Origin of the sequence: Altererythrobacter lutimaris (assembly GCF_013371495.1) — a bacterium.
GTDB lineage: Bacteria > Pseudomonadota > Alphaproteobacteria > Sphingomonadales > Sphingomonadaceae > Erythrobacter > Erythrobacter lutimaris_A.
This window is the reverse complement of the sequence record NZ_JABWTA010000001.1, coordinates 283,302-307,528: the sequence shown is the minus strand read 5'-3', so window position 1 is coordinate 307,528 and position 24,227 is coordinate 283,302. Positions and strand designations below refer to the sequence as shown.

Sequence of the window (24,227 nt, the reverse complement as noted above, 5' to 3'; positions counted from 1 at the left end):
CCGTTCTTGGCATGGGGTTTGCAGGACAAATCGTTAACGAAAGGACGGGTATGCTGCGCAAGATTGGTCGGCTGTTTGTGATCAAGAACCGTTGGGAAGCGTATTTGATCATCTACGCGCTGGCCCTTGGCGCGATGACGCGCGGCGCGCATTATACGGTCGAGTATCCCGGCAAGATTGGCTGGGTGCTGTTTGCACTCACTGCAGGCGCCGTTTTCCTCGGAGGCGCAAAAATTCTCGATGCCTTGCGCTATGAGCAGGAAGCGAAAGAGAGCGCGCGGGCGGAGGCAGCAGACGCTCAAAACTAAGCCGAGGAACGCGATCGGCATTCGCCGCGTTTCTTCCTCACAATGACGTTACAGCAAATCACGCTCGAGCCGGTAGCGGCCAATGAAGACAACTTCGCTCCATTTGGCAAGCTGATCCGTCCCGATGAAAGTGCCGGTCGCGGCACCAAGTTCTATGACGATGCGGTCGCGGTATGGGACATTCCAGGTATGGTCACAGACGAGGAAGCGACCATCTCCGTTGCTCGCACTTACATTCGCCCGTTGAGTGTTATTTGGATGGAGCGGCACTTCAAACACACGCAAGTGTTCATGCCGGTCAACGGCCAGGCGTTTCATCTTGTGGTCGCGCCACCCAATGAGAAGAATGTACCCGATGTGGACGCCGTTCGCGCATTCACTTTCGACGGGAACGCGGGCGTGATGCTCGACTTAGGCACTTGGCATGAGTTTCCCTTCGCGATTGAAAGAGAAGCAGACATTGCAGTGTTTTTGCGCCGCGAAACCAACGCCAATCTCGAAGCGTTCGAAAACGGTGAAGCGATCGGTGGCGATCTGGAAAAGCGCAATATCCAGACCCGACTGGGCGTGGAGTTCATCGTCGCGGTGTGAATGGCCACTTCGAGAAAAATTTCGTCACATCGAACCGAAAAAAGTGCTTTGCGAGAACCGGCGCGCAACGACCATCATGGGTCGTAAGCACAGGAAGCGCAGCAAAGTGCGGTTTGCAGGCCGATTTGGCGGAATTTGCGCGAAGTGGAAGTGGGGGTTTCTGTTGCTAGCTACCCCCGGAGCCCCGGAATCCGCTTCTGTTGCCCGGTGGGTCCAACCGCGCTTTAGCTTTGTAAATTCAGGCCGTTAGGCCGTCACATTACGCTGCGAGAGCGAGTGCTTCGTTATCGTTTGCACTTATGAGTTTTGAACAGTTTTACGGGTTACTCAGCCCGGGCAAAAACACTGCTTTTCAACACAGGTCGATCCTAGTTCGGCCCCTTCATGAGGCCCGGATTTCTCGTTCGATTTCCGGGCTTTATGGTGGAGCCGCCGGGTACTGCCCCCGGGTCCCTTGCATCTATTACACAGCGCAATTTATCGCCATAGCCCGCAAAAACGGGCAGGACCTATATAGGCCCTGCCCGCTTAATGTGAAGTGAAAGTGGTTGAGGTGGATTTGACCACCCCCAGACACCTACTTCTTCAATGCGTCACGGATTTCCTGAAGCAATTCTATCTCCGTCGGACCTGCATCCTCTTCAGGTGCTTCTTCCGGCTTCTCCATTGCGGCCTTCGCCTTGTTGGCATAGCGAACCAGCAAGAAGATGATGAAGGCGAGGATCACAAAGTTGATCACCGATGTTAGGAACGCGCCCCAGGCAAGGACGTTCGCGCCAGCTTCACGCGCAGCTTCCAGGCTCATGCCGGCTTCGATGTCACCGCTCAGCACGATATATTTGTCGCTAAAGTCAACTTCGCCAAAGATCGCGCCAACCAGCGGCATGATCAGGTCTGACGTCATCGACGCGACAATCACGCCGAATGCACCTGCAATGATAACAGCAACCGCCAACTCCATGACGTTGCCCTTGGCAATGAAATCCTTGAATTCTGTAAGCATGGGTCCCTCACTCTCTTCCCAAAAGACGTCCGACAATTGCATTCCTTGGCAGACTTGCCAAGACTTTCAGCACCTTGAATATCCACAAGGGTGACCTATATTGCTAACACAGGTCGTGTCGCTTTGCGCAACGTTCGCATCCGAAATTTTGAGGGGAATTCGCTTATGTTTACCGCTGTCCGCCGCATCGTGCTCGTCGCTGCGGCTTCGCTCACATTGTCCGCTTGCGGGATAAACTCTGTCCCTGCAGCTGAAGAGAACGCGAAGGCTAAATGGGCCGATGTCGAGGCGCAATTCCAGCGCCGCGCAAACCTCATCCCTAACCTTGCTGAAGTTGCTCAGGGCGCGGCGGAAAATGAGCGCGCAATCTTGACTGAGGTTACTGAGGCACGCGCGAAAGCGACTAGCGTCAATATCTCGGCTGACGACCTTGGCGATGCGAGCAAAATGCAGGAATTCGCCGCCGCACAGGGGCAGCTGAGTCAGGGTCTCGGACGTCTGCTGGCAAGCTTTGAAGCCTATCCGCAGATCACGTCCACACAGAATTACATCACACTTCAGAGCCAACTCGAAGGCACAGAAAACCGCATCGCTGTGGCCATCCGCGACTACAATGAAGCGGTCCGTCAGTACAACACGACCATCCGCACCTTCCCGGACACGATTGGCGCTAACATCATCCATGGCGCCGAGCCGCTGGAGCCGTACACGTCGGTCACTGAAGGCGCTGAGGAAGCACCGCAGCTCGACATGACGTCGAACTGAGCGGTGCTGCGTTCCCTCGTAATTTTCGCCGCAGCTCTTGCGGCCCTACTTGCGACGCCACTGTCAGCGCAGGATTTTCCTGAGCTCACAGGACAAGTCGTGGATCAAGCGGACTTGCTCACGCCAACGCAGGAAACGGAACTGACTGCAAAGCTCGCAATACTAGAGGACGAGTCTCAGCGTCAGCTTGTCGTCGTTACAGTGTCCGACCTGCAAGGCTATGAGATCGGCGATTACGGTTATCGGCTAGGACGGGAGTGGGGCATCGGCAATGAAGAGCGCAATGACGGTGCGCTACTCATTGTTGCTCCAAATGAGCGTAAGGTACGCATTGAAGTCGGCTATGGCCTTGAGGGCTATTTAACTGACGCGTTGTCTGCCTTGATCATCCAAAACCAGATCGTCCCGCGCTTTCGCGCTGACGATTATCCCGGCGGCATTGTCGCGGGTACAGATGCCATCATTCAACAATTGCAGCTTCCCGAAGACCAAGCGCGCGCTATCGCGCAAGACGCCGGCAAGCAACGCAGCAAAGATGGTGGCTTCCCAATTGGCGCGCTGTTCTGGTTCGCGATTTTCTTCTTTTTCTTCATCCTGCCCATGCTGCGCGGTAGAGGCCGCAAAAGGCGCTATCGCGGTCGCGGGCGCGACTTTGGCGACACGGTCGGCGACATCATCCTTTGGGAAGTCGGCTCTGCCATCGTGCGAGGCGCCATGTCCGGCGGTGATGACTGGGGCGGCGGAGGCGGCGGCTTTGGTGGCGGCTTTGGCGGAGGTTTCTCCGGCGGTGGCGGCAGTTTCGGTGGCGGCGGCGCCTCGGGAGGTTGGTAGGCGATGGGACGCTATCTCAATCAGGATCAGCACAAGATCGTTTCAGACGCTGTTGCAGCTGCCGAGCTGAAGACCAGCGGTGAAATCGTCACTGTCCTTGCAGACCGGAGCGATGGTTACACAGATGTAGCGCTCGTCTGGGCAGTCACTGTCTCGTTTACTGTGATGAGCCTGTTCGCGCTCTTCCCTCAATCCTTTATGAGCCTGTGGGATACGCTGGTGATTGGACCGATCTTCGGCGGCTGGGCACATGAATGGACCACCGGCCAGCTTGCGAGCATGACAATCGGACTTGGGCTTATCAGTTTTGCGCTCACATGGGCCGTGCAGCTCTGGCAACCGCTCAAATTCGCGCTCATCCCCTCCCCTGTGAAGACCGCTCGCGCGCATGACGCCGCGATCACCCACTTTAAGGTTGGCGCAGAACGGCGCACGCATGGCCGAACCGGAGTATTGCTGTACCTATCGATGCGCGAACACCGCGCGGAAATCGTGGCGGACGAGCCGATTGCAGAGAAAGTAAACGCCGAGGTTTGGGGCCAAGCGATGGCTGACATGCTGGAGCACATCAGGCGCGGCGAAATCGCTGAAGGGCTCGCAGCGGGTGCGCGCGATGTGGGTGAGGTTCTGTCAGAGCAATTCCCCCGCGAAGAAGACGATCAGAATGAGTTGCCCGACCGCCTGATTGAAGTCTAAACGCCGCTGCCATGAGTGATCCTGATGCCAACAAGCCAGAGGAGGTCCGCTGGCAAGGCAAATTCATTACCGCGAAGACACGCGGCCGCTGGGAATATGTGAGCCGTGCGCGCGGCATTCGTGCAGCAGCTATCCTAGCTATCGACACCGATCCTGACGGGTCCCGCCATGTCATTCTCGTCGAGCAATACCGCGTGCCGCTTGGGAAAGTCTCGCTGGAGATTCCTGCCGGGCTGATCGGCGATGATGACGGAGCCGAAGGCGAAGCCGCCGAAGATGCAGCGATGCGCGAGCTGGAAGAAGAGACCGGCTATCGCGCGACGCATATGGACGATCTGGGCGAATACTACTCTTCGCCCGGCATGGTCTCGGAAAGCTTTCATTTGCTGCGCGCCCGTGGCCTCAACAAGGTGAGCGAAGGCGGCGGATTGGAAGGCGAAAACATAACTGTCCACCGCATTCCGCTGAATTCGCTAGCGCAATTCGTTGCGGACTGGCGCGCGAAGGGGCATGCGGTGGATGTACGTATCGCCATGCTGCTGACAGCTGGATTTATCGAAGAGGATTGAGGAAATGGCAGGACGGGTAAGCGGCAAACTCGCTTTCGTAACAGGCGCGGCGCAAGGATTGGGCCGCGCGCATGCGAGCCTGCTCGCACAAGAAGGCGCCCGAGTGCTGTGCACGGACATCAATGGCGACGGCGCCGCAGAGACAGCATCGTTGATCAATGAAGCTTTGGGCGACGGAACAGCCTTTTCCATTCAGCACGATGTGACTGATCCGGCCGCTTGGGAGGCAGCGGTTGATGCTGCGCGCGAGAAGCTTGGCGGTTTGAATGTACTCGTCAACAATGCCGGGATAGGCGTTGCAGGCAACATCGAAACTTGTGACTTCGAGGACTGGAAGCGCTGCTTTTCCGTCAATGTCGATTCGATCTTCCACGGCTGCCAGAAAGCCTTGCCGCTGATGCGTGAGCATGCCCCAGGCTCTATCGTCAATATCAGCTCAATCGCCGGCCTTATCGCAAGCGACACCATGCCTGCTTACAATGCTTCCAAGGCTGCTGTCTGGATGCTGTCAAAGTCGATCGCGCTTCATTGTGCGAAGAAGAACATGCAGATTCGCTGTAATTCCGTGCATCCGACTTTCGTTGATACGCCAATACTCGATGGCACAGCCAAGCATTCTGGGCTGGAGAAGGACGTCTTGCTCGAAAAGCTCGCGCGGCAAATCCCGCTGAAATTCGTGGGGGAACCGAATGATATCGCAAATGCAGTGCTGTATCTTGCGAGTGATGAAAGCCGCTTCATGACAGGAGCAGAGCTCAAACTGGATGGCGGCATTAGCGCCATGTGATGGCGGACTTGTCGGCTATTCGACTGTAGCCGCTCCAGAATCACAAGAGGGGCCAAATGGCCCCTCCCGGTTATTTCGATTTTGACACGCAGCGGACTAGACTGTGGCTCAAAAAAACCGGGATCCGCTTTTCTGATGCTGCGTGTTTAGTCAGCGATCAATGCGATCGCGCCGTATACCAATGCGGCCGTGCCGAGACTTACAAATGCGCCGACGACGAAGCCGATGCGGACCCACATTGGGTCGATGCCGGCATAGTTAGCGATACCGCCACATACACCGAAGATTTTTCCATAAGTCTTGTCCAGGTGAAATCCCGGGGTGCCATTACCACTCGGTTTGATAGGTGAATTGGTCATACGAGGAACTCCACACCGGGTGATGCCGGGATGATGGTGGTTGCGAATACGACAGCTGACATTGCGAGAGCGCCGACGGCTGCAAAAAGGCGAGAGGCTGTGTCTGAATTAAACATGGTCGGGGGAACCTTTACTTGAAGTGTTTCAGAGGAAGCTTAGGCGACGAATACGCCAGGGCTTGCTGGAACGATGGCCATTGCAAAGAAGACTGCTGAAATAGCCAGTGAGAATACTGCTGCGGTCGCTTTGTTGGCGTTGTCAGAAGCTACGAACATGATTGTGAACCTTTCAGTTTAGAGTTTGTCTTGCCCCGGCGGGTTGTTCCTGCCGGTTGCCAAATACACTGCAGGAGGTGTGCCAAAACTGAGAACATACACGTTTTCAATTATTTAGGGATTCTGGAAGATAAACCCCACATTAATGAACGCCAATATTCGGGAATTTTCACCACATATCAGGATTGAGGATTTCGCGGAACCAGGGCATGGCGAATATCGCATCGCCTGCTAGGAGAATGGCCAGCATGGCGCTCGACCGGATCACACTCTCTCACTACCGAAATCACCGGGAATCCGCGCTAACGGAAACCTCGCAGTTCAACCTCCTGATAGGAGAGAACGGGGCGGGAAAAACCAATATCCTCGAAGCTTTGTCGCTCCTCTCGCCAGGACGAGGATTAAGGCGGGCAGCCTTGCCTGAAATTGCTGGTCCTGATGGCTCTGGCGGCTTTGCTGTTGGTGCGAGCCTCAAGGAGCAAGGCCATGAAAGCGCGCGGATCGGGACTTATGTCGAAGCAGAGCGCGCCAACCGCCGCTTGGTGCGCGTGAACGGTGCGGAAAGCACAGCCGCCAGCCTCGCGGATTGGCTCGCGATTGGCTGGCTGACGCCTTCGATGGACGGGCTGTTCACTGATAGCGCGGGAGCAAGGCGGCGTTTTATTGACCGCATGACGCTCGCGATCAGACCCGAACATGCCCGCCATGCCTCACGCTATGAGACTGCCCTGCGCGAACGCAACAAACTGCTCGAGCAAAACCGCACCAGTGATGCGACTTGGCTTGACGCGCTCGAAGGACAAGCAGGCGAACATGGAGCATCCGTAGCCGAGGGGCGGCGCGCTTTGATCGAAGCGCTGAGTGATGAACTCTCGGCCCTGCCTGATGCACCCTTTGCCAAGCCGGTACTTGCTTACAGGCCGGGCGGACCAGACGACGCAACCGCTCTCGCCCAAGCCCTGGCAGAGAACCGCGCGCGAGACCGAGCAGCAGGGCGCGCGCTGACCGGACCTCAACGCGATGAGCTGGAAGTGATCATGGCAGGCTCTGGCCAGCCCGCTGCGTCATGCTCAACGGGCGAGCAGAAAGCGATGCTGATTGCAATTACGCTCGCGCATTCCGTGCTTGCAGTCGCCGGACGGCCGGGCGTCTTGCTTCTAGATGAAGTCGCAGCGCACCTTGATCCGGTGCGGCGCACAGCTTTGTTCGACAGGTTACGCGCGGGCAAAGCGCAAATCTGGCTCACGGGTACGGAAGCCGCGCCTTTTGCCGACATCATGGAAGAAGCAGCCTTATGGCGTGTCTCTGGCGGAACCGTCGAGCGACTCTAGGTCTTACTCTCTGTCTTGAGGCAAAGCAGCGCTCACAGTTTCCAGCGTCGCCTCGACCAAGCGCTCGATCCCGTCCTCGGTCGGGTGGATGCGGTCGGACTGAAACAGCGAAGGCTCTTGATAGATCGCTTCCAGGAAGAATGGATAGAGATCGACAGAATACTGCTCCGCCAACTCACCATACATCCCGTCAAACGCGGATTGGAATTCCGGCCCATAATTTGGCGGCGCGCGCATGCCCATCAGAAGCACTTCAATATCGCGTGACTGCAGCTCTTCGATCATTGCAGCCAGATTTTCGCGCGATTGCTGAGGCGAGAGACCTCGCAGCAAATCGTTGCCACCTAGCTCTATGATAGCGAGATCTGGCTTTGTCTCCTGCTCATCTAAGGCGAATGCCAGTCGTTGCAGCCCCGCTGCGGTCGTATCGCCGGAAACCCCCGCATTATAGACCTGCGCGTTGATGCCTTGCGCTCTCAACGCGCGCTGGAGCTTTGATGGATAGCTGTCTTCAGGCGCGACATTATAGCCTGCGAACAAGCTGTTGCCGAAGGCAAGGATACGCTTTTCCGGCCCCATGACGGGAACCTCCGGCAGCTCGGAATCGTTCGTAACCGAACGCTCTGCTGTGCTTGCCTCACCCGGCGAGCTTTCCGGAGCATCGGAACCACACGCGGCAAGGGATAGAGCAAGCGCTCCTACAACACATATCGACCAAAGCCTGTTCTGCATCTGCGAGCCTCGTTTCATCGTAGCTTGATGGTGCTATTCATGTTCGATCTCCCCGCCCTATGACATTGGGATATTGTGACAAGCCCTGAAATCGCCATTCGTGCCCGAAATCTCACTCTGACTCTGGGTAGCAGCGCTGCACCGGTTGAAGTGCTGCGAGGCATCGACCTCGACATTCACAAAGGCGAGATCGTCGCTTTGCTGGGGCCATCCGGCTCAGGCAAGAGTTCGCTCATGTCCGTTCTGTCAGGCCTAGAGCGTTCCGATAGCGGCGAATTAACCGTAGCTGGGGCCGATTTTGCAGGCATGGATGAAGATGGCTTGGCCTATGCGAGGCGCGGACGCATCGGCATCGTGCTGCAAGCTTTCCATTTGCTGCCGACCATGACCGCGCTGGAGAACGTTACGACGCCGATGGAGCTGGATGGCGCAAGAGACGTGCGCGAGCGAGCCGCAGCCGAATTGGAAGCGGTTGGGCTTGGCCACCGGCTCGACCACTACCCGACCCAGCTCTCGGGCGGCGAGCAGCAGCGTGTCGCCATTGCCCGTGCAATTGCACCAGGCCCCGAACTCATCTTTGCCGACGAGCCCACGGGCAACCTGGACACCTCAACCGGCCACGAGATCATCGAACTCCTGTTCGGCCGCTGCAAGAAAAGCGGCGCGACATTGCTTGTGATCACGCACGATCCTGAATTGGCTGAACGCTGCGGGCGCGTTTTGACCATGGCTGACGGACAGATTGTCTCTGACACAGCTACAACCGGCTCGACCGCAGCCAACGCGGCGTAACATTGATGAGCAGCACAACTCTCTCATGGAGCGGCGCTTGGCGCATCGCAAAGCGTGATCTGAACGCGCGCTTTCGAGGGCTGCGCTTGCTGCTGGTTTGCATATTTCTAGGCACAGCAGCGCTTGCAGCGATTGGCTCGCTGACAGCAGCCATCGAACGCGAACTTTCGGATCGCGGACAGGAATTGCTCGGCGGCGACCTGGAAGTCGAAGTCTGGCAGCGCCCGCTTTCAACCGAGGAAATGACCGCCTTGGAAGCGCTGGGCCGCGTTTCCACCGGTACGCGTATGCAAGCCATGGCAACTACCGCAGACGGTGCTGCACCGATCGAACTGAAAGCCATCGACGACAATTGGCCGCTTTACGGCGTTCTCACGCTAGCAGACGGAAGCGAAGCAGGCGCGCCCTCCCCCGGCGAAGCTTGGGTCGCACAAAGCGCATTGGACCGGCTTGGTATTGGTGTTGGCGAAACTTTCAAAGTCGGAACTGTCGATCTGAAAGCCGCAGGTGTGATCGACAATGAGCCGGACCGTTTGTCCGAAGGCTTCCAGCTTGGGCCTACCGTTATTGTCCGCGAAGAAGTGCCGGCTCGCGCAGGCCTGCTGGCACCAGGCTCGCTCTACGAAAGCAAAGTGCGCGTAGCATTCGACAATGCCGGACAGGAACCTGAAGCCGTCGAAGAAGCTCTCGAAGAACAATTCCCGGAAAGCGGCCTGGACACGCGCACACGCGACCGCGCTTCGCCCGGTGCTGACCGTTTTGTTCGGCAAATGAGCGACTTTCTCACGCTGGTCGGGCTTGCCGCGCTTGTGATCGCTGGCATCGGTATTGGCGGCGGTGTCGCGTCCTATCTGGAAGCGCGCCGAACAAGCATAGCAACGCTTAAAGTGCTAGGCGCAAAGAGCGGCGACATCGTCCGGATCTACGCGCTTCAGATCGCTGCGGCGGCCGCCGTTGGCACGATCGCAGGCCTGCTCGTCGGTGTTGGTGTCACTCCTGTCCTCGCGGTCGCCTTGGAAGGACTCTTGCCTGTAGAGCGCGGCGTGGTGATCGAACCGGGACCGCTCGTGCTCGCTGCAGCTTATGGTTTGCTCGTAGCGTTCGCCTTTGCTGCAACGCCCTTGCTACGCGCCCGCAGCTTTCCAGCCATGGCGCTGATGCGTGCTCGCGTCGCACCTCTGGGCCGTGACAAACGTGCGCTCGCTTGGACGCTCGCGGGCATAGGCGCGATTTGCGCGCTGGCTTTGGCCACTACAGCTGATGTGCGTCTATCTGCTGGCTTCCTGCTCGGTGCTGCATTTGCGCTCGCTCTGCTGGCTGCAATCGGCGTCGCGATCCGCGATCTGGCGACGCGATTGCCCCGGTCTAGCAATCCGCTGCTCCGCAATGCGCTGGCGAACCTGCATCGCCCTGGTGCGCCAACGGGAGCACTAGTTACAGCGCTGGGCTTCGGGCTAGCCGCTTTTGTCCTGCTCGCCGCTGTACAAAGCGCGATCAACGGCAATATCGAGCAGCGAGTGCCTCAACAGGCGCCTGACTATTTCGTGCTCGATATCCCGGTTGAGCGTCAGGCCGAGTTCGAGCAGTTGGTGCTGGATAAGCTGCCGGAAGCGGACATTCGCGCTGTTCCTACACTGCGGGGCGCTGTCCTTGCCTATGGCCCGCGAGACAATATGCAACGCGTGTCCGAGCTTGATCGCATTCCTGACAATGCCTGGGCGCTACGCGGTGAGCGCGGCCTCACCTATGCAGACGAGCTTCCGATGGGCAATGTGCTGACGGAAGGTGATTGGTGGGCTGCCGAACATACTGGTGAACCTTTGGTCTCGCTCGATGCGGATTTCGCAGCCGCTGCAGGCATTGCAATCGGCGACTACATAACCGTCGGCGTCCTTGGCGTCGAACGCACAGCACGGGTCGAGAACTTGCGCCGGATCGACTGGGAAAGCATGGGCTTCAACTATGTATTCGTGTTCAGCCGCAATGCGCTGGCGGACGCACCGCATAACCTTGCGGCGACGATTGAACTGACGCCGGGCGCGGAAGACCGGACATTGTTGCGCGATCTCGTTCGCGCTTTCCCTTCAAGCTCCGTTATCGAAGTGGGCGAAGTCCTGAAGGAAGCACGCACTATCCTGGAGCAAGTTGCCTTGGCGACTTTAGCTGCCGCATCCGTTGCGGTGCTGGCTGGCCTAGCTGTGCTCTTGGGAGCCATCGCTGCCGCGCGCGCTGCGCGCATGTATGACACGGTCATCCTGCGTGTGCTCGGTGCAAGCCGCAAACAGGTCTTGCTCATGCAATTACTGGAATACGGTCTGCTCGCCTTGCTTTTGGCAGGCGTAGCTCTGGGTCTTGGAACCCTGCTGGCCTGGGTTATCGTGACCCAACTGTTCGAGTTCGACTGGCTGCCCAATTGGGGCGAAGTCTTCGCTGTCCTCGGATTTGGCCTCACATTGGTGGTCGGCTTTGCGCTGGCCGGTTCGCTCCCATTGCTGAGAGCGAAACCGAACCGCGCGCTACGCGAACTTTAGCCGGTAATCCTCAGGAAAAGACTGACGGATCTACCCCTGCCGTACCTGGCTGCCCCTTGATGACAAGCGTGCTGGCAAGGAAGTCATGCAAGCCCTGCTTGCGCTCCGTGAACCCGACCATGATGTATCCGATAAACAGGATCAGGCCGGAGAGGATTTTTGCAAAGTAGCGACCAAGGGCACGCAGGAAAGAAATCCTTCCTCCGCTGGAATCTGTAACGATCAAGCCAAGCGCGCGCTTGCCAGGTGTTGCTTGCCAACTCGACGATTCAAAGCCAGCGAAATAGGCAATACCTACGATCAATCCGATCAGGTCGGTCGCGCCGTAGGAGACAGATGCTGCAGACGTCGTGTCAAAAATATTCTCACCAAAGATGAAGCCAACAATGCTCATAAAGATGATCATGATGACCAAGTCGACGAGATAAGCCCCCACTCTGATCCAGAAACCGCCATATTCCATTGAAACACTCCCTCCAGTGATTGCGACAGCAATGCACCACATAAAACTACACGTTACAACGAAAAAGGGGCCGGTTTTCACCGACCCCTTTATCTAAGGTTTGTTGCTCAAGCTTAGAACTTGAAGCGGACGAGCGCACCATATGTACGTGGAACGCTTGGATAGCCCGAGATCGATCCAGCTTGTGCAACGCTCGGGAATATCGTTGAGATGTACTGATCGTCGAACAGGTTACGACCCCAGAGGCCAAGCTCAAGACCATTATTGAGGGCCAGCGTCATGGACGCATTCACAAGGTTGATCTCACGAGTGTAGTTGCGAGCGATTGCCGCGTTGTTCTCAAGCGAGCCAAAGCCGCCAACTGCCGTCAGTATCTGCACGTTCGATTCATGGTTGTAATCGACGCGTGAGATCAGGCGAGCACCAGAATTGAACTCGTGCGTGTATGTCGCCGAGGTCGAGATCGCCCAGCTTGGGATACCCGCGGGGCGGGTGCCCGAAAGGTCGCCAGCAGGACCGTCAACGAACTCGTCAAACAGCGGATCCAAGTGCGTAATTGCGAAGGTCAGCACCAACGGATCAGCAGGTGTGATCGTCGTATCAAATTCGAAACCACGTACGGACTGCTTACCAGCGTTGGTCAGTTGGAAGCCAGTGCCCGTGAACAGGAAATCTTGGAAGCCTTCCAGTTCCTGATCGAAGATCGCGAGGTTGAAGCCGACGCCCGGGAGGTTGCCCTTCAGGCCGATTTCCCAGACTGTCGCTTCTTCTGGCCCAGCAAAACGCGATCCTGTGGTCAGGTTCGTGATCGGAAGGCCAGCATCAGTGATCGGCGAAGATGGGGCAAGGAAGTTACTCCCGCCCAGAACCGCATTCAGTGGATCCATAGTCAATGGATTGGTCGGGATCGGACCCGGGATGAAATCACCAAATGCCGGACGGCTGTCACGCGAAAGGTTGACAGAGCTCGCCTTGAAACCCGTTGCGTAGCTCAGATAGACGTTCAGTCGGTCAGACAGATCGTATGCTGCGCGCAGCGTGTACGAGAAATCATCGTCGCGTGTCCGGCCATCTTCAATCGCATTTGGCAAATTGAGGAATGGAGGCTGGAACTGGAAGTCGGCCAAGCCCAGGAACGGGTTCACAAGCGGATTGAGTGCGCCTGCAGCCAATGCGTCCTGATTCGCCTGCGGCAATGCCAAGAACTGGTCGCGCGTTGTGATTGTACCGCCGCTTGCAATCGTAATGAACGCATCAACAAGGTTGACGTTCGCCAGAGGATCAAATGACGTCTGACTGAGCGCGAAATCCTTCTTGTCATCGGTGTAGTTGAAGCCGGCTGTTAGCACGAGCCCATCGAATGGTTCAAAATCGAACGTACCGAAGATCGACCAAGCTTGGTTCTCCATCGAGTAGTCCTCGCTAGTCAGGAGCGGCGTCGTGAAGATGCTGTCCTGAGCTAGGCCAAGTGCCCCTTCAATCGTGTTGAAGCTAAACGTCGGGTCGCCCGTTGCCGCTGCGGCAAGAAACTCACCATACTGACGGAAATCACCACCGGTTGCGATCTCGCTTTCTTGCTCGATCGACTCGTCGAAGAAGTAGCCACCAAGCAGGAAGTTAAAGGGTCCGTCAAAGTCAGAAGCAACACGAACTTCCTGCGTAAAGGTCTTCACGTCCTGATCGCGGAATTCGCTAGCAAGATCCGCACTGGTGAAGTCGATGTCCTGATCGAAGAAGTTCTCAAGCTTACGATAAGAAGTGATCGACGTGACAGAAAGCGCGCCGACGTTCCAATCGATCTGACCTGAAATCCCGTAATTGTCGACGGTGTTCTTGGGAGCCTGGCTCAAGAATGTGTCATAGCTGAAAAGATTTTCAGGATCGATCGCACCACCGACACCAAAGATCGCAGCTCCGGTCGGACCATTCAGGATGTTCCCAACCGTACAACAAACTTCATCAATCTTCGCATAGTCAGCGATGATACGTGCCTTCAGGTCTGGCGATGGTTCAATAAGCAGCTGAGCGCGAGCGCTCCAGCGATTACGGTCAGACAAATCTTCGTCGAGATTCACGATATTCGCATAACCATCGCGGCGGTTGTACGAACCATCCAATGACCAGGCGACGCTGTCACCAAGCGGGCCAGTTACGTCTGCCTTGAGAATAAGAGCGTCGAAATTGCCGTAGCTCGCTTCTACGCTGCCACCGAACTCGAATTGCGGCTCACGGGTAACTACTGAAATAACACCAGCAGACGCGTTCTTGCCGAACAGCGTTGACTGCGGGCCGCGCAGAACCTCGATACGCTGGACGTTTGCAAGGTCACTTAGTGCGCCTGCACTGCGCGAGCGATAAACGCCGTCGATGAACACGCCGACAGACGGCTCTAGTCCGAAGTTGTTGGCGCCGTTGCCGAAACCGCGAATAAAGAATGTGGTGTTCGACGAACTTTGCAGCTGGCTAACGCGCAGTGAAGGAGCAACAGTCTGGAGGTCGAGCACGTCGCGAATTTGCGCTTGCTCAAGCGTCTCGCCGCTTGTGACCGACACAGAAATCGGGGTTTCTTGCAATGTCTGCTCACGCTTCGTCGCGGTCACAACGATGACATTGTCAAACTCCTCGACCTCTTCCTCAGCCGCAACATCGCTGGCTTCGTCCTGTGCAAATGCAACAGATGGAACAGACATGGCTGTAGCCGCTACGCCGGCAAGAAGGGCATAACGGGGTGAACCGGCAGAGCCGGCAAAAGAAAAACGCATGTGATCTCCTCTCACAGTAAATCGGTAAAGCGACGTCCCCAGAACGCCTTCATGCTCAACCGAACACCTGATAAATTAGCATTCTGCCGTATTTGTACAAGAATCATCGTAAAGGTGACGTTTCGCTGCCACGGCGGTGTGGCAAGCGAGTCACACCGCCAAACCTTGTGAATATCCAAGGATTACGCTAGGCGCGCGCAAAATTGTGCGGCGCAACACGTCGTTCCCCGGCCCTGACGCAGCGTCAGCTGGTGTCTTTGGGCAGTATCAAAGGCTTCTGTACTCATGTCTTCGCTTCGCAATGTCGCGATTATCGCGCACGTCGATCACGGCAAAACGACTCTGGTCGATCAACTGTTTCGCCAGTCAGGCACATTCCGCGAGAACCAACGCGTGGAAGAGCGTGCGATGGATTCAGGCGATCTGGAAAAAGAGCGCGGCATCACCATCCTTGCCAAATGTACAAGCGTTGAGTGGGAAAACGGCGGCGAGACAACGCGCATCAACATCGTCGACACACCGGGCCACGCTGACTTCGGCGCAGAGGTCGAGCGTATCCTCAGCATGGTCGATGGCGTTATCCTGCTAGTTGATGCCGCTGAAGGCGCGATGCCGCAAACCAAGTTTGTAACCGGCAAGGCGCTCGCTTTGGGCCTTAAACCCATCGTGGTCGTTAACAAAATTGATCGCCCTGATGGCCGCCCGCAAGAAGTGCTGGACGAAGTGTTCGACCTGTTCGCTTCGCTTGATGCCAATGACGAGCAGCTCGACTTCCCTTCACTGTTTGCAAGCGGCCGCGACGGGTATGCAAGCGAAGACGAGAACGCACGTGACGGCTCGCTCGAACCGCTGTTCAAGCTCATAACAGAGCACGTCCCTGCCCCCGGCCTCGACACATCTGGCAAGTTCAGCTTCCTTGCGACGCTTCTTGACCGTGACAATTTCATGGGCCGCGTACTTACCGGCCGCGTTCAGTCCGGCACACTCAAGGTCAACGATCCGATCCACGCTATTGATATGGACGGCAATGTGGTCGAGGTTGGCCGCGCGACCAAGCTGATGAGCTTTGACGGGCTCGACCGTGTACCTGTTGAAAGCGCACAGGCTGGCGACATCATCGCACTTGCAGGCTTGGAAAAGGCGACCGTCGCCAACACGATCTGCGATCCATCGGTGACCGAGCCAATTGCCGCACAGCCAATTGATCCTCCAACGCTGGCGATGCGCTTTGCAGTTAACGACAGCCCGCTTGCGGGCCGCGAAGGCGACAAGGTTACCAGCCGTATGATCCGCGACCGTTTGCTGCGCGAAGCGGAAACCAACGTGGCCATCCGCATCACAGAAAGTGATGACAAAGACAGCTTCGAAGTCGCAGGTCGCGGCGAATTGCAACTCGGGGTGCTGATTGAGACGATGCGCCGCGAAGGCTTCGAGCTCGGCATTAGCCGACCAAAGGTTCTCTTCCGAGAGGAAGCCGGCCAGCGCATGGAGCCGTATGAAACGGTTGTGATCGATGTGGATGATGATCACTCCGGCACCGTTGTCGAGAAGATGCAGCGCCGCAAAGCAGATCTCACCGAGATGCGCCCTTCCGGCCAAGGCAAAACGCGCATCACGTTCTCAGCCCCTTCCCGCGGCCTGATTGGTTATCACGGCGAGTTTCTGTCCGATACGCGCGGTACTGGCATTATGAACCGTCTGTTCGAAAAGTACGGGCCATATAAAGGCCAGATCGAAGGTCGCATCAACGGCGTATTGATCTCGAACTCCGATGGCGAAAGCGTCGCCTACGCACTCAACGCATTGGAAGATCGAGGCGAACTGTTCATCGCACCTCAGATGAAAGTCTATGAAGGCATGGTGATTGGCGAGAATGCCAAGCCAGACGATCTGGAAGTGAACCCGCTGAAGTCGAAGCAGCTTACCAATATCCGTAGCTCCGGCAAGGATGACGCTATCCGTCTTACCCCGCCGCGCCGGATGAGCCTGGAGCAAGCGATCGCTTACATCGACGATGACGAAATGGTCGAAGTGACACCGCAATCCATTCGGTTGCGTAAAGCTCTCTTGTGCCCGCATGAGCGCAAGAAAGCGAAGCGCAAGAAGGAAGCAGCGTAAGACTTAGCCTTCCGCTTCGATGAAGCGCGCGATGGTTTGAACCACCATATCAGCGAGCGGTAAATCGGGATTGGCGTAGGTCTGCAAATTGGCCGCACGGTCGCCTGCGGGCACTGACTTCAGCACGTGATTGACGCCTTCAAGCACGACAAGCTTTGATTGCGGCTGCGCTGTATGCATCGCGGCCCCGTCGGCCATTGCCACTTGAATGTCTTCGTCCGGCTGCAGGATCAACAGTGGCCCTGAATATTCAGCGGCAAGCGCTGCAGGATCATACGCCATGAAGCTCTTTAGGAAGCCTTGGGTTTGAGCGCCAAACAGCGGAACCAGGGCTGGATGCAGATTGGTCGCGTCATAGTCCTCGCCAGCTTCCAATGCTGAGATCGCCGCCTCAGCTTGGCCTAGCAACGGTGCATTGGCCGGATTTGCACGTAACTGCTCACGCAAGAGGTCACCAACCGGGCGCCCGGGTGACGCAGCCAAAATAACTCCGCAGATCCCATCTGTGCTGCTCGCGACGGTTGCCAGCGCGACCACACCGCCTTCGCTGTGCCCGAGGAGCCAGGCGCAATCCTGATCGGTTCGCTCTGCCAGCGTTTCCGCCCAAGCGAGCGTATCAGCGATGTATGCATCAAACGTCACATTGTTGGGGTTGTCGATCGCAGCCGAGCTGCCAAACATACCGCGTTTGTCGACGCGAAGGCTTGATATGCCTGCTTCACCTAGCCCTTCCGCGAGCAGTCTGTAGCTCGCGGCATTGATGCCAAGCGGGCTATTGCCATCGCGATCAGTGGGGCCGGATCCGGGAATGATTAGCACTGCCGGTGCATTGGACACGTCGCTCTGCAGGAATGTACCCTTGAGCGCGCCAGAAAGCCCCTCATGCGTGACACTCAACTCCTCGGCCGATGCCGGCGCGGGCATTGCCAAAGCTGTGAGACACGCCATCGCGACGCCCATCAGTGTTTTTCTCATGGACGGTCTCCTCCAGAAGTCTTGGCGCGGGTACGCCAGAACCACCAACTGTAAACAAGCGGCACGAAGGCTGCGAAGAGGACGGCCGTGACAACGACCACCGCCGTCATTTCGAGGATGCCGGGGACCAGCGATAGGGCTGCAATGATCGCCCCCGCCAGCATGAAGAGCTTGCCACCCAAACGATGCGTCGCAATCCAGTTGTCAGTGTCCGTAATAGTCCAGGGCGTACGAATGCCGACAAAGAAACCGGGACGGCTTTTTGGCAAAGCATTCCCGATGAGCAGGAACAGCAGCCCTACCCCGAGCAACACTGCATTGATCGGCATCTCAATGCCAAACGCAGGCAGACCGACAACGGCCTGCAAGATGCACATCAGAAGAATGATGCCCAGCCAACTCACTTTGAGCAGCGGCGCAGAGCCTTCGAGCTTGTTCTGAAGCGGCTCAAGTGAAGGAAGCAGCCAAAACAGCACAGACGCTCCAGCAAGGATGGCAGGCGAAAGCAACAGCGCTTGCAGCGCAGGTGCGAAATCGTCAGGAACACCAGCTGCATTCCAATGGATTGGCAGCTCGGTCCCGGCTGGCAGGCGCGATTCAGCTATGAATGCAAACACGACCATAGCTGCCACGACGACCATTGATCCAAAAAAGAGGCCTCTAAAACTCATTTCAATCACTCTTCCTTGTCATTTTGAGCTCTTCGTCCGGCGCTGCGTCCTCTTCGCGTCGAACGCGCGACATGAAGCCCATCAGCGCCTCTTCGAGCGTGGACAGATTAAGCGTGTAGATAATGGATCCACCATCGTTCTCGCCGAGTATCAGCCCGGCAGCCTTCAGCTTGGAAAAATGGCCTGACATAGTGGGCTTCGAAACATCGAAGCGATCCGACAATTCGCCAGCAGTCATTCCGCCGCTCTTCAGCAGCTCCAGCACTTCGCGCCGGATTGGATGAGACAGGGCTTCGAACACGCTCGTCATAGCTATTTAGCTAATTTGCTAAATAGCTATTGTCAAGGATCGTGTGATGCTTTTCGATTGTTGGCTGAAAGAAACCCCGATCAGTGACCGATGACTGACCGGGAGTCTATGGCAATCAATCAGGTGCAGTCGTTTACAGCCAAAGATTGCGCATTGGTGATGTTGAGGTTCTGCCTTCCACGCACATTAAAAGCACTTTCGTACTTGATCTGCTGCGTCGGGATCCAGTCACCCGCCACCAGTGGCTGGTAGTCGTAGGTCACTTCAACGAACATAACCGCTGTGCCTTCCAATGCACCGATGCGCTTGCCAGGCTTGCCAACGCCATCTTTCAGGCTGTTGTCGTTGCGGCCTTTATTCTGCTTACCATAGGCTGGCTCAACCGCTAGATCGCCCCAACAGCGCTGCCAGTTGATCATCTGACCTTTGTTGTTTCCATTGCCATTGTTGAGCTGGACAGAGGACAGGATCAGACGGCCGTTCTGCTTGAATTCGAGCGGTTCTCCGATCACCTGAGCACCAGCAAACACCTCATAGATGTTCGCCTCGTCGATACTTGTTGGGACGCGGCCGGCATTGTCTGCAACCGTCATTGCCATTTGGCTGATCCGCATATGCGACAATGCATAATTCACCACTTCAAGACCGCCAAGGATCATAAGCAAGAGAATGGGCGCGACGAGGCCAAATTCGACCATCGCGACACCTTCGCGCGCATCATGCAATCGCTTGAGAAACTTGTAGCTCATGCCGGTTCTCCGCAAACGGTCGGGACAACAGCTTGTGTCGCATAGGGCTGGTTACGAATGGCAGCTTCCGCTGTGGTCTCCATCGTGTCGTCGAGCCCCATCAGATTTGCCATGGGAAACAGGCGCGGCATGCTCATCGTCACTTCGTAGAAGACAACGTCATCCGAGCCGCCGACACCTGTCCGGCCGGCATCCAGATCGTAACTTCCATTGTCGTTCAGGTCTTCAAAGCAATCGCCGTCAGTTTCATCGTACTGGCCATTGCCATCGACATCCGTCAGAAGTTTTTCTGGTTTACCTACCCCGGCAAAATCAAAATAGTTGCTGATCTTGACGTTGTAACTTGCCTTTGGCGCGATATAGCTCACTTGGGATGTAACGGTGTTCTTGATCCGCTCTTCCAGAGTTGATCCCGCGGCTGTGAAGCTTGGATCCTCAACCGATGCGCGACGAGCGGCATCGTTGAGCGCACCCTGCAATAGCGCTCGCGAGTAAGCCTGGTGCGCAAGATCCATTCCGCCCAGCAGCATGATGAAGAGCGGAATGGCGATCAAACCGAACTCGGTCGCCGCCAATCCGTCTTCGCTGCGCTTGCCGCGAATGATGTTCGCCAAGGTTGCAATCATCGTGTCAGCCTCAAATTGCCAATGCCCTGACCGATCCGCTCGAACACTTGCTCAAGATCAGACCCGTCACTCGTGTAAAAATGGTCATCACTAGTTGCACAAGGCTTAATATCCGCAATATCTGTCACATCGAGCGCGATAACCCAGACCGTGACATCACGAGATTTGGCGCGGGCGCAGACCGATGCGAAGCGGTCAATGTGCTTCTGGCTGCGGGTTCCCGTGCCCTGCGTGCGCGCCTGGAAATCTTCGATCCCATGCGCCGAGTAGAGACGGCCACCAGTGTCCAGCTTACCGTCAGTCATGAAGACGATGTGCTGACGAACCGGGATTCCATTGATGTCGTCAGGGTTCTCTGATGCAAAGAAGCCGGTGCGCGAGATAAAGCGCGTGCCCCACAGCATGCCAATGTCATGATACGTACCGCCGGTTACCCGTGCCGTAGCTGCATTGATAGCCGCATTGAAAGAGGCTTCGTCCGCATACTTCTGTAGTTTCGACGATTCAGACGGGCAGCCTGACTGGGATTCGCCTTCCTGAATGGCTGGGTCATAGCGACCAAACTGCAGCTTTGTATCGTTGGCATTAGCCGGCAGGAGATCGATGTCGTCATCCTTGATGTAGTCCTTGATCTCAATGCCTGAGTCGCCATAGCCCACTGTAGAGCGCTCTTCGATACATGCGTCTCCGCTAGTGCGGAATGCTTGCAGGTTGCCCTGATCATCGCCCGTCACATTGTTCCAGGACGAGTTGTTGATGTGCACTTGCTTGGTGTTGTAATAACACCAGCCATTGTTGCACCAGAAGTTGATGTACTCTTGTTCTTTGAGAAAATCGCGATTGCGAAGCGATCGGCCGATATTGACAGTGTGCGAGTAGGAAACGATCCCGTAACGCGTCTCCGAATTCGAACCATCATCAAGCGCACGATAAAGGCCAGAGGCGCCTGTGCGGAGGCGAGAAATCTTGGAAGCGCCGCCCGCTGACGGTGCGTCATTCATTGAACCAGTCGTGTCGAGTACGAGCACAACATCGTTGTGGCCTTGCTCGCGCTTGGCATCACAAGACACAGCAATCTCGATAGTGTCGTAGCCGAAGATCTTCATGATCGACGTCGGGATTGACGCGCTCGCAGTGCCAATCAATTCTTGGGAATCACTTGCATTCTGATCGATATCGAACTTCGTATTGCGGGCACCATAGGCATTACCCGGGAAGTTGAAGTCGAAGAACTTTTGCGCTTCCTGCTTATTCTTGTTCTTCCAGTCGGTGCCTTCCATCGATTGGCGGCCAGCGAGTACGGCTGAGTCACAAGCATTCTGAAGCTTCGCGCGGGCCATGTAGGACACGCTCATGTCCAAGCCACCACCGATCAGCGCCATGAGCGGGAGCAAGGCTGCACCCACCATAAGCGTGGTGTTGCCGCGGCTATCGCGAGCAAGGTGTGACAGGATTCCGGTTCTACGTTGTGTCATGGTTCTACCAATCGATGCACTATTCAATCGTTAGAAAATGCCACCAAACTCTTGCCAAATGCGTGCTAAAACCAGTTTCAACGATGCTAATTCCTGCGGTTAATGAAAAATTGCTTGGAAGCAGCGATTGTCTGCGATTCCTTTCTCTCGCCAGACAAAATGATCCTCTAAGGCTCTGTTAAAAAATAATTTTTTTGAACTCTCGAAGGGCCCGCATCGGTCCAGAGGCGCTCCATTGGTTAATCCATCATCAGTCAGCTAACCTGATTAGTTGACGAAAACCGCCAAAAGTAACCGCTGATTTAACCATACTGTCCAGAATGCGATTCGTTTTTCACAGCACGACCCGCGTCATCCAGGTATGGCGAACGCCCGCAAATGCGGGTCGCATGTTCCGCTGGATCACGAAATTCTCAGTGTTGAAAGCCAGCTGGATGACCAGAAACGCAGTAGGCAACTACCCACCGAAGAAGTTCGGTTGGCCATTGGAGGCTGTCACCCCACCATCGACTGGCAAGTTCACTCCGTTCACGAATACAGCATCGTCGCTCGCCAGGAACAGGACGGGTCCTGCGATCTCGTCGGGCACTGCCGCACGGCCCAAGGGCATGCGATTGGCGAGCATCTTCAAAGCATGCTCATTGTCGGTAACGCCCTTCGTCATGTCCGATTCCGTCATGGATGGGCATATTGCGTTCGCGCGCACACCCTGACTTCCAAATTCTAGCGCCATTGCGCGCGTCAGATTGCAGACGCCGCCTTTGGACGCGTTGTAAACGCCAAGGCCCCAATCGCCGCCCAATCCTGAGACGCTGGAGATGTTGATGATATTGCCCTTGGATTTGAGGAGATGCGGAAAGGCCTCGCGCGTCAGATAGAGAATGCCTTTAAGGTTCACATCGATGATCAGGTCAATGAAGTCATCGTCGGCCGCAGAGAGGCGTCCGCTTCGGCCAATCCCGGCATTGTTCACCAGCACATCGATTCCGCCTAAAGCCGCGACTGTCTTTTCGACCATCTCCGTTGCAAAGGCTGAGGAGGAGACATCACCTGCAACAACAAGCACGCGTTCGCCGCCGAGTGAGGCTGCAACCTTCTCGCAATCCTCAACCTTACGCGAGTTGATGACGACATTCGCGCCTTCCCCGTGGAAGCGGCGCGCAATCGCTTCCCCAATACCCATGGAGGAGCCTGTGACGATAACGGTCTTGCCGGAAAAACGCTGCGTGCCTGTCATAAGAGTGTCCCTTCATTGATTTCTACAAAGCCAACGCATGCCAGCAGCGGGAGTGCCCGTCGATCTTGATTAAACACCAGCGATTTTGCGAAGCAGCACAAATCGCGCATAAAGCGAATAGTTGGACGGAGGATGTGATGGCAAAAGTGACGGGCCTGGGCGGTGTGTTTTATGTGGTGGAAGACCCCGAAGCGACGCGAGCCTGGTATCGCGATACTTTGGGGATCGACGGCACCTATGGCCCTCAACTCGCTTGGGCGGAGGAGCCAAAGCAGAACCCCTACTCGCTGATCAGCCACTTCTCAGACGACACCTATGTCAAACCCGGCACTGGCGGTTTCATGATCAATCTTCGCGTCGATGACTTGGACGCGTTCGTGAAGCAATTGAAGAAGAAGCGCGTCAAAGTGCTCGAGAGTGTGGATGAAGGCTATGGAAAGTTCGCCTGGATCCTTGATCCCAACGGTGTGAAGATCGAACTCTGGGAGCAGGTTGCGGATGAACTGCCGAGCTGACAAGACGTCCTATGACTATGGCTCAGAACGGTCATCGCTCGTCACTCGGGTCAAATATTTGAGCTAGCCAGTAGCGCTGCCATCCATCTGCGCTTCGATCCGCAATCGTACCGCCTCTGCAGCGTGACTGGCACCTAGCTTGTTCATCATATTGGCGCGGTGGATCTCGACTGTTCTCGGGCTGATCTGCAACTGTCTCGCTATGATCTTGTTCGAACTGCCTTCGACCAACCAGTCGAGCACCTCGCGTTCGCGGTTCGACAGATTCGATATGCGTTGGCGCGCTTCGATCATACGTCTGCGCGCTTCGCTGAACTCAGCCGCCTCGCTAGATATTCGACTGAGGCATTGCTCCACACGGGAAGGATCCAAGGGCAGAGCAAGGTAATCCAGCGCACCCGCTTTGATGGCCTCAACTATACGATTAGCCTGAGGTTCGTAGTCGACTGCAATGAGGGGAAGCCACACACCCAATTGGCTGAGCCGGTCTACGCACGCCTTGATACCCCCGTCTTCCGGCACATCACGGGCAATGATTATCCCATCCCTCGGCGGGTGAATGCCGAGCTCAGCAATATCGCCGTAAACCTCTGCATGGTGGCCGAGGTCGAAGCCAATACGAGCCAGCTCGGCACGGTTGCGCGTATTGCTGTCGATGAAGTGGAGTACGGGTTTGTCAGTCATGCGCAAGGCTATGACTCAGCTGTTGATCAGCTTCATTCTGTGTTGAAGCCACTTTGGAGCGATCTGAAAGAC

25 protein-coding genes and 1 other RNA gene are annotated in these 24,227 nt (G+C 56.3%); 12 read left to right on the top strand and 14 right to left on the bottom strand.

From position 1 onward, the window contains the following. Window positions 1-50: 50 nt before the first annotated feature. Both HUO12_RS01475 and HUO12_RS01470 read left to right on the top strand, forming a co-directional pair. Window positions 51-308, top strand: a complete 258-nt coding sequence (locus HUO12_RS01475; protein ID WP_176271923.1) for a hypothetical protein — start codon at window positions 51-53, stop codon at window positions 306-308. Window positions 309-350: 42 nt separating this feature from the next. Continuing rightward, on the top strand, window positions 351-899 hold the full coding sequence (locus tag HUO12_RS01470; protein WP_176271922.1) for an ureidoglycolate lyase: 549 nt from the start codon (window positions 351-353) through the stop codon (window positions 897-899). Window positions 900-1,085: 186 nt separating this feature from the next. On the opposite strand, the gene ssrA is transcribed toward HUO12_RS01470, so the two are convergent. Both ssrA and mscL read right to left on the bottom strand, forming a co-directional pair. After that, window positions 1,086-1,441: a transfer-messenger RNA gene (gene ssrA / locus HUO12_RS01465) on the bottom strand. Between the two features lie 35 nt (window positions 1,442-1,476). Next, the gene (gene mscL, locus HUO12_RS01460; protein ID WP_176271921.1) at window positions 1,477-1,902 is read right to left on the bottom strand and encodes a large conductance mechanosensitive channel protein MscL; all 426 of its coding nucleotides are present in this window, start codon (window positions 1,900-1,902) and stop codon (window positions 1,477-1,479) included. 165 nt (window positions 1,903-2,067) lie between these two features. Here mscL and HUO12_RS01455 point away from each other — a divergent pair, with 165 nt between their 5' ends. Genes HUO12_RS01455 through HUO12_RS01435 form a run of 5 tightly spaced genes read left to right on the top strand, consistent with a single transcriptional unit; the run spans window position 2,068 to window position 5,550 of the window. Then, on the top strand, window positions 2,068-2,667 hold the full coding sequence (locus tag HUO12_RS01455) for a LemA family protein (RefSeq protein WP_176271920.1): 600 nt from the start codon (window positions 2,068-2,070) through the stop codon (window positions 2,665-2,667). A 3-nt stretch (window positions 2,668-2,670) separates the two neighbouring features. Beyond that, window positions 2,671-3,498 (top strand): TPM domain-containing protein, encoded by an 828-nt coding sequence (locus tag HUO12_RS01450; protein WP_176271919.1) that lies wholly within the window; start codon window positions 2,671-2,673, stop codon window positions 3,496-3,498. 3 nt (window positions 3,499-3,501) lie between these two features. After that, entirely contained in the window at window positions 3,502-4,194 is a 693-nt protein-coding gene (locus HUO12_RS01445; RefSeq protein WP_176271918.1) for a TPM domain-containing protein, read from the top strand. A gap of 11 nt (window positions 4,195-4,205) precedes the next feature. Beyond that, window positions 4,206-4,763, top strand: coding sequence for an NUDIX hydrolase (locus tag HUO12_RS01440; protein WP_176271917.1), 558 nt, complete (start codon window positions 4,206-4,208; stop codon window positions 4,761-4,763). 4 nt (window positions 4,764-4,767) lie between these two features. Next, a complete protein-coding gene (locus tag HUO12_RS01435) occupies window positions 4,768-5,550 on the top strand; it encodes an SDR family oxidoreductase (protein ID WP_176271916.1) in 783 nt (260 codons plus the stop codon). Window positions 5,551-5,696: 146 nt separating this feature from the next. Here the strand turns inward: HUO12_RS01435 and HUO12_RS01430 are convergent, their stop codons facing one another. Beyond that, window positions 5,697-5,909 carry a PspC domain-containing protein gene (locus HUO12_RS01430; RefSeq protein WP_176271915.1) on the bottom strand — a complete coding sequence of 71 codons (213 nt, stop codon included), beginning with the start codon at window positions 5,907-5,909 and terminating at the stop codon, window positions 5,697-5,699. Between the two features lie 523 nt (window positions 5,910-6,432). On the opposite strand from HUO12_RS01430, the gene recF reads away from it, so the two are divergent. Further along, the gene (gene recF / locus HUO12_RS01425; protein WP_176274235.1) at window positions 6,433-7,515 is read left to right on the top strand and encodes a DNA replication/repair protein RecF; all 1,083 of its coding nucleotides are present in this window, start codon (window positions 6,433-6,435) and stop codon (window positions 7,513-7,515) included. 3 nt (window positions 7,516-7,518) lie between these two features. Here the strand turns inward: recF and HUO12_RS01420 are convergent, their stop codons facing one another. Further along, window positions 7,519-8,247: an arylesterase gene (locus tag HUO12_RS01420; protein WP_232367272.1), complete on the bottom strand. Its 729-nt coding sequence runs from the start codon at window positions 8,245-8,247 to the stop codon at window positions 7,519-7,521. 75 nt (window positions 8,248-8,322) lie between these two features. Here HUO12_RS01420 and HUO12_RS01415 point away from each other — a divergent pair, with 75 nt between their 5' ends. Together HUO12_RS01415 and HUO12_RS01410 are read left to right on the top strand one after the other, a co-directional pair. After that, entirely contained in the window at window positions 8,323-9,039 is a 717-nt protein-coding gene (locus HUO12_RS01415) for an ABC transporter ATP-binding protein (RefSeq protein ID WP_176271913.1), read from the top strand. Between the two features lie 5 nt (window positions 9,040-9,044). Next, window positions 9,045-11,570, top strand: coding sequence for an ABC transporter permease (locus HUO12_RS01410; RefSeq protein ID WP_176271912.1), 2,526 nt, complete (start codon window positions 9,045-9,047; stop codon window positions 11,568-11,570). A gap of 10 nt (window positions 11,571-11,580) precedes the next feature. On the opposite strand, the gene HUO12_RS01405 is transcribed toward HUO12_RS01410, so the two are convergent. Both HUO12_RS01405 and HUO12_RS01400 read right to left on the bottom strand, forming a co-directional pair. Next, window positions 11,581-12,033, bottom strand: coding sequence for an RDD family protein (locus tag HUO12_RS01405; RefSeq protein WP_176271911.1), 453 nt, complete (start codon window positions 12,031-12,033; stop codon window positions 11,581-11,583). A gap of 113 nt (window positions 12,034-12,146) precedes the next feature. Beyond that, entirely contained in the window at window positions 12,147-14,795 is a 2,649-nt protein-coding gene (locus HUO12_RS01400; protein WP_176271910.1) for a TonB-dependent receptor, read from the bottom strand. A gap of 285 nt (window positions 14,796-15,080) precedes the next feature. On the opposite strand from HUO12_RS01400, the gene typA reads away from it, so the two are divergent. Then, complete coding sequence (gene typA / locus HUO12_RS01395) at window positions 15,081-16,913, top strand: translational GTPase TypA (RefSeq protein WP_176271909.1); 1,833 nt, start codon at window positions 15,081-15,083, stop codon at window positions 16,911-16,913. Between the two features lie 3 nt (window positions 16,914-16,916). Here typA and HUO12_RS01390 read toward each other — a convergent pair whose 3' ends face one another. From HUO12_RS01390 to HUO12_RS01360, 7 genes are all read right to left on the bottom strand, one after another. After that, entirely contained in the window at window positions 16,917-17,888 is a 972-nt protein-coding gene (locus HUO12_RS01390; protein ID WP_176271908.1) for an alpha/beta hydrolase, read from the bottom strand. Next, window positions 17,885-18,529, bottom strand: a complete 645-nt coding sequence (locus HUO12_RS01385; RefSeq protein WP_232367271.1) for an SdpI family protein — start codon at window positions 18,527-18,529, stop codon at window positions 17,885-17,887. Before HUO12_RS01385 ends, HUO12_RS01390 begins: the two co-directional genes overlap by 4 nt. A gap of 31 nt (window positions 18,530-18,560) precedes the next feature. Beyond that, entirely contained in the window at window positions 18,561-18,869 is a 309-nt protein-coding gene (locus HUO12_RS01380; RefSeq protein WP_176271906.1) for a metalloregulator ArsR/SmtB family transcription factor, read from the bottom strand. A gap of 119 nt (window positions 18,870-18,988) precedes the next feature. After that, window positions 18,989-19,618 carry a TadE/TadG family type IV pilus assembly protein gene (locus HUO12_RS01375; protein ID WP_176271905.1) on the bottom strand — a complete coding sequence of 210 codons (630 nt, stop codon included), beginning with the start codon at window positions 19,616-19,618 and terminating at the stop codon, window positions 18,989-18,991. After that, complete coding sequence (locus tag HUO12_RS01370; protein ID WP_176271904.1) at window positions 19,615-20,244, bottom strand: TadE/TadG family type IV pilus assembly protein; 630 nt, start codon at window positions 20,242-20,244, stop codon at window positions 19,615-19,617. The genes HUO12_RS01375 and HUO12_RS01370 overlap by 4 nt, the downstream gene beginning before the upstream one ends. After that, window positions 20,241-21,719, bottom strand: coding sequence for a pilus assembly protein (locus HUO12_RS01365; protein WP_176271903.1), 1,479 nt, complete (start codon window positions 21,717-21,719; stop codon window positions 20,241-20,243). Before HUO12_RS01365 ends, HUO12_RS01370 begins: the two co-directional genes overlap by 4 nt. Before the next feature lie 457 nt (window positions 21,720-22,176). Then, complete coding sequence (locus HUO12_RS01360) at window positions 22,177-22,956, bottom strand: SDR family NAD(P)-dependent oxidoreductase (protein ID WP_176271902.1); 780 nt, start codon at window positions 22,954-22,956, stop codon at window positions 22,177-22,179. Window positions 22,957-23,093: 137 nt separating this feature from the next. Between HUO12_RS01360 and HUO12_RS01355 the strand changes: the two genes are divergently transcribed. After that, window positions 23,094-23,471 carry a VOC family protein gene (locus tag HUO12_RS01355; RefSeq protein WP_176271901.1) on the top strand — a complete coding sequence of 126 codons (378 nt, stop codon included), beginning with the start codon at window positions 23,094-23,096 and terminating at the stop codon, window positions 23,469-23,471. 63 nt (window positions 23,472-23,534) lie between these two features. Here the strand turns inward: HUO12_RS01355 and HUO12_RS01350 are convergent, their stop codons facing one another. Further along, window positions 23,535-24,155, bottom strand: coding sequence for a response regulator transcription factor (locus HUO12_RS01350; RefSeq protein WP_176271900.1), 621 nt, complete (start codon window positions 24,153-24,155; stop codon window positions 23,535-23,537). Window positions 24,156-24,227 lie beyond the last annotated feature (72 nt).

Coding starts and splice junctions, on each gene's coding strand:
- HUO12_RS01455 (WP_176271920.1), top strand. CDS start 2,068: ATGTTTACCGCTGTCCGCCGCATCGTGCTCGTCGCTGCGGCTTCGCTC.
- mscL (WP_176271921.1), bottom strand. CDS start 1,902: ATGCTTACAGAATTCAAGGATTTCATTGCCAAGGGCAACGTCATGGAG.
- HUO12_RS01375 (WP_176271905.1), bottom strand. CDS start 19,618: ATGAGCTACAAGTTTCTCAAGCGATTGCATGATGCGCGCGAAGGTGTC.
- typA (WP_176271909.1), top strand. CDS start 15,081: ATGTCTTCGCTTCGCAATGTCGCGATTATCGCGCACGTCGATCACGGC.
- HUO12_RS01365 (WP_176271903.1), bottom strand. CDS start 21,719: ATGACACAACGTAGAACCGGAATCCTGTCACACCTTGCTCGCGATAGC.
- HUO12_RS01390 (WP_176271908.1), bottom strand. CDS start 17,888: ATGAGAAAAACACTGATGGGCGTCGCGATGGCGTGTCTCACAGCTTTG.
- HUO12_RS01440 (WP_176271917.1), top strand. CDS start 4,206: ATGAGTGATCCTGATGCCAACAAGCCAGAGGAGGTCCGCTGGCAAGGC.
- HUO12_RS01430 (WP_176271915.1), bottom strand. CDS start 5,909: ATGACCAATTCACCTATCAAACCGAGTGGTAATGGCACCCCGGGATTT.
- HUO12_RS01380 (WP_176271906.1), bottom strand. CDS start 18,869: ATGACGAGCGTGTTCGAAGCCCTGTCTCATCCAATCCGGCGCGAAGTG.
- HUO12_RS01360 (WP_176271902.1), bottom strand. CDS start 22,956: ATGACAGGCACGCAGCGTTTTTCCGGCAAGACCGTTATCGTCACAGGC.
- HUO12_RS01405 (WP_176271911.1), bottom strand. CDS start 12,033: ATGGAATATGGCGGTTTCTGGATCAGAGTGGGGGCTTATCTCGTCGAC.
- HUO12_RS01435 (WP_176271916.1), top strand. CDS start 4,768: ATGGCAGGACGGGTAAGCGGCAAACTCGCTTTCGTAACAGGCGCGGCG.
- HUO12_RS01400 (WP_176271910.1), bottom strand. CDS start 14,795: ATGCGTTTTTCTTTTGCCGGCTCTGCCGGTTCACCCCGTTATGCCCTT.
- HUO12_RS01355 (WP_176271901.1), top strand. CDS start 23,094: ATGGCAAAAGTGACGGGCCTGGGCGGTGTGTTTTATGTGGTGGAAGAC.
- HUO12_RS01470 (WP_176271922.1), top strand. CDS start 351: ATGACGTTACAGCAAATCACGCTCGAGCCGGTAGCGGCCAATGAAGAC.
- HUO12_RS01410 (WP_176271912.1), top strand. CDS start 9,045: ATGAGCAGCACAACTCTCTCATGGAGCGGCGCTTGGCGCATCGCAAAG.
- HUO12_RS01350 (WP_176271900.1), bottom strand. CDS start 24,155: ATGACTGACAAACCCGTACTCCACTTCATCGACAGCAATACGCGCAAC.
- HUO12_RS01475 (WP_176271923.1), top strand. CDS start 51: ATGCTGCGCAAGATTGGTCGGCTGTTTGTGATCAAGAACCGTTGGGAA.
- HUO12_RS01445 (WP_176271918.1), top strand. CDS start 3,502: ATGGGACGCTATCTCAATCAGGATCAGCACAAGATCGTTTCAGACGCT.
- HUO12_RS01370 (WP_176271904.1), bottom strand. CDS start 20,244: ATGATTGCAACCTTGGCGAACATCATTCGCGGCAAGCGCAGCGAAGAC.
- HUO12_RS01385 (WP_232367271.1), bottom strand. CDS start 18,529: ATGGTCGTCGTGGCAGCTATGGTCGTGTTTGCATTCATAGCTGAATCG.
- HUO12_RS01420 (WP_232367272.1), bottom strand. CDS start 8,247: ATGCAGAACAGGCTTTGGTCGATATGTGTTGTAGGAGCGCTTGCTCTA.
- recF (WP_176274235.1), top strand. CDS start 6,433: ATGGCGCTCGACCGGATCACACTCTCTCACTACCGAAATCACCGGGAA.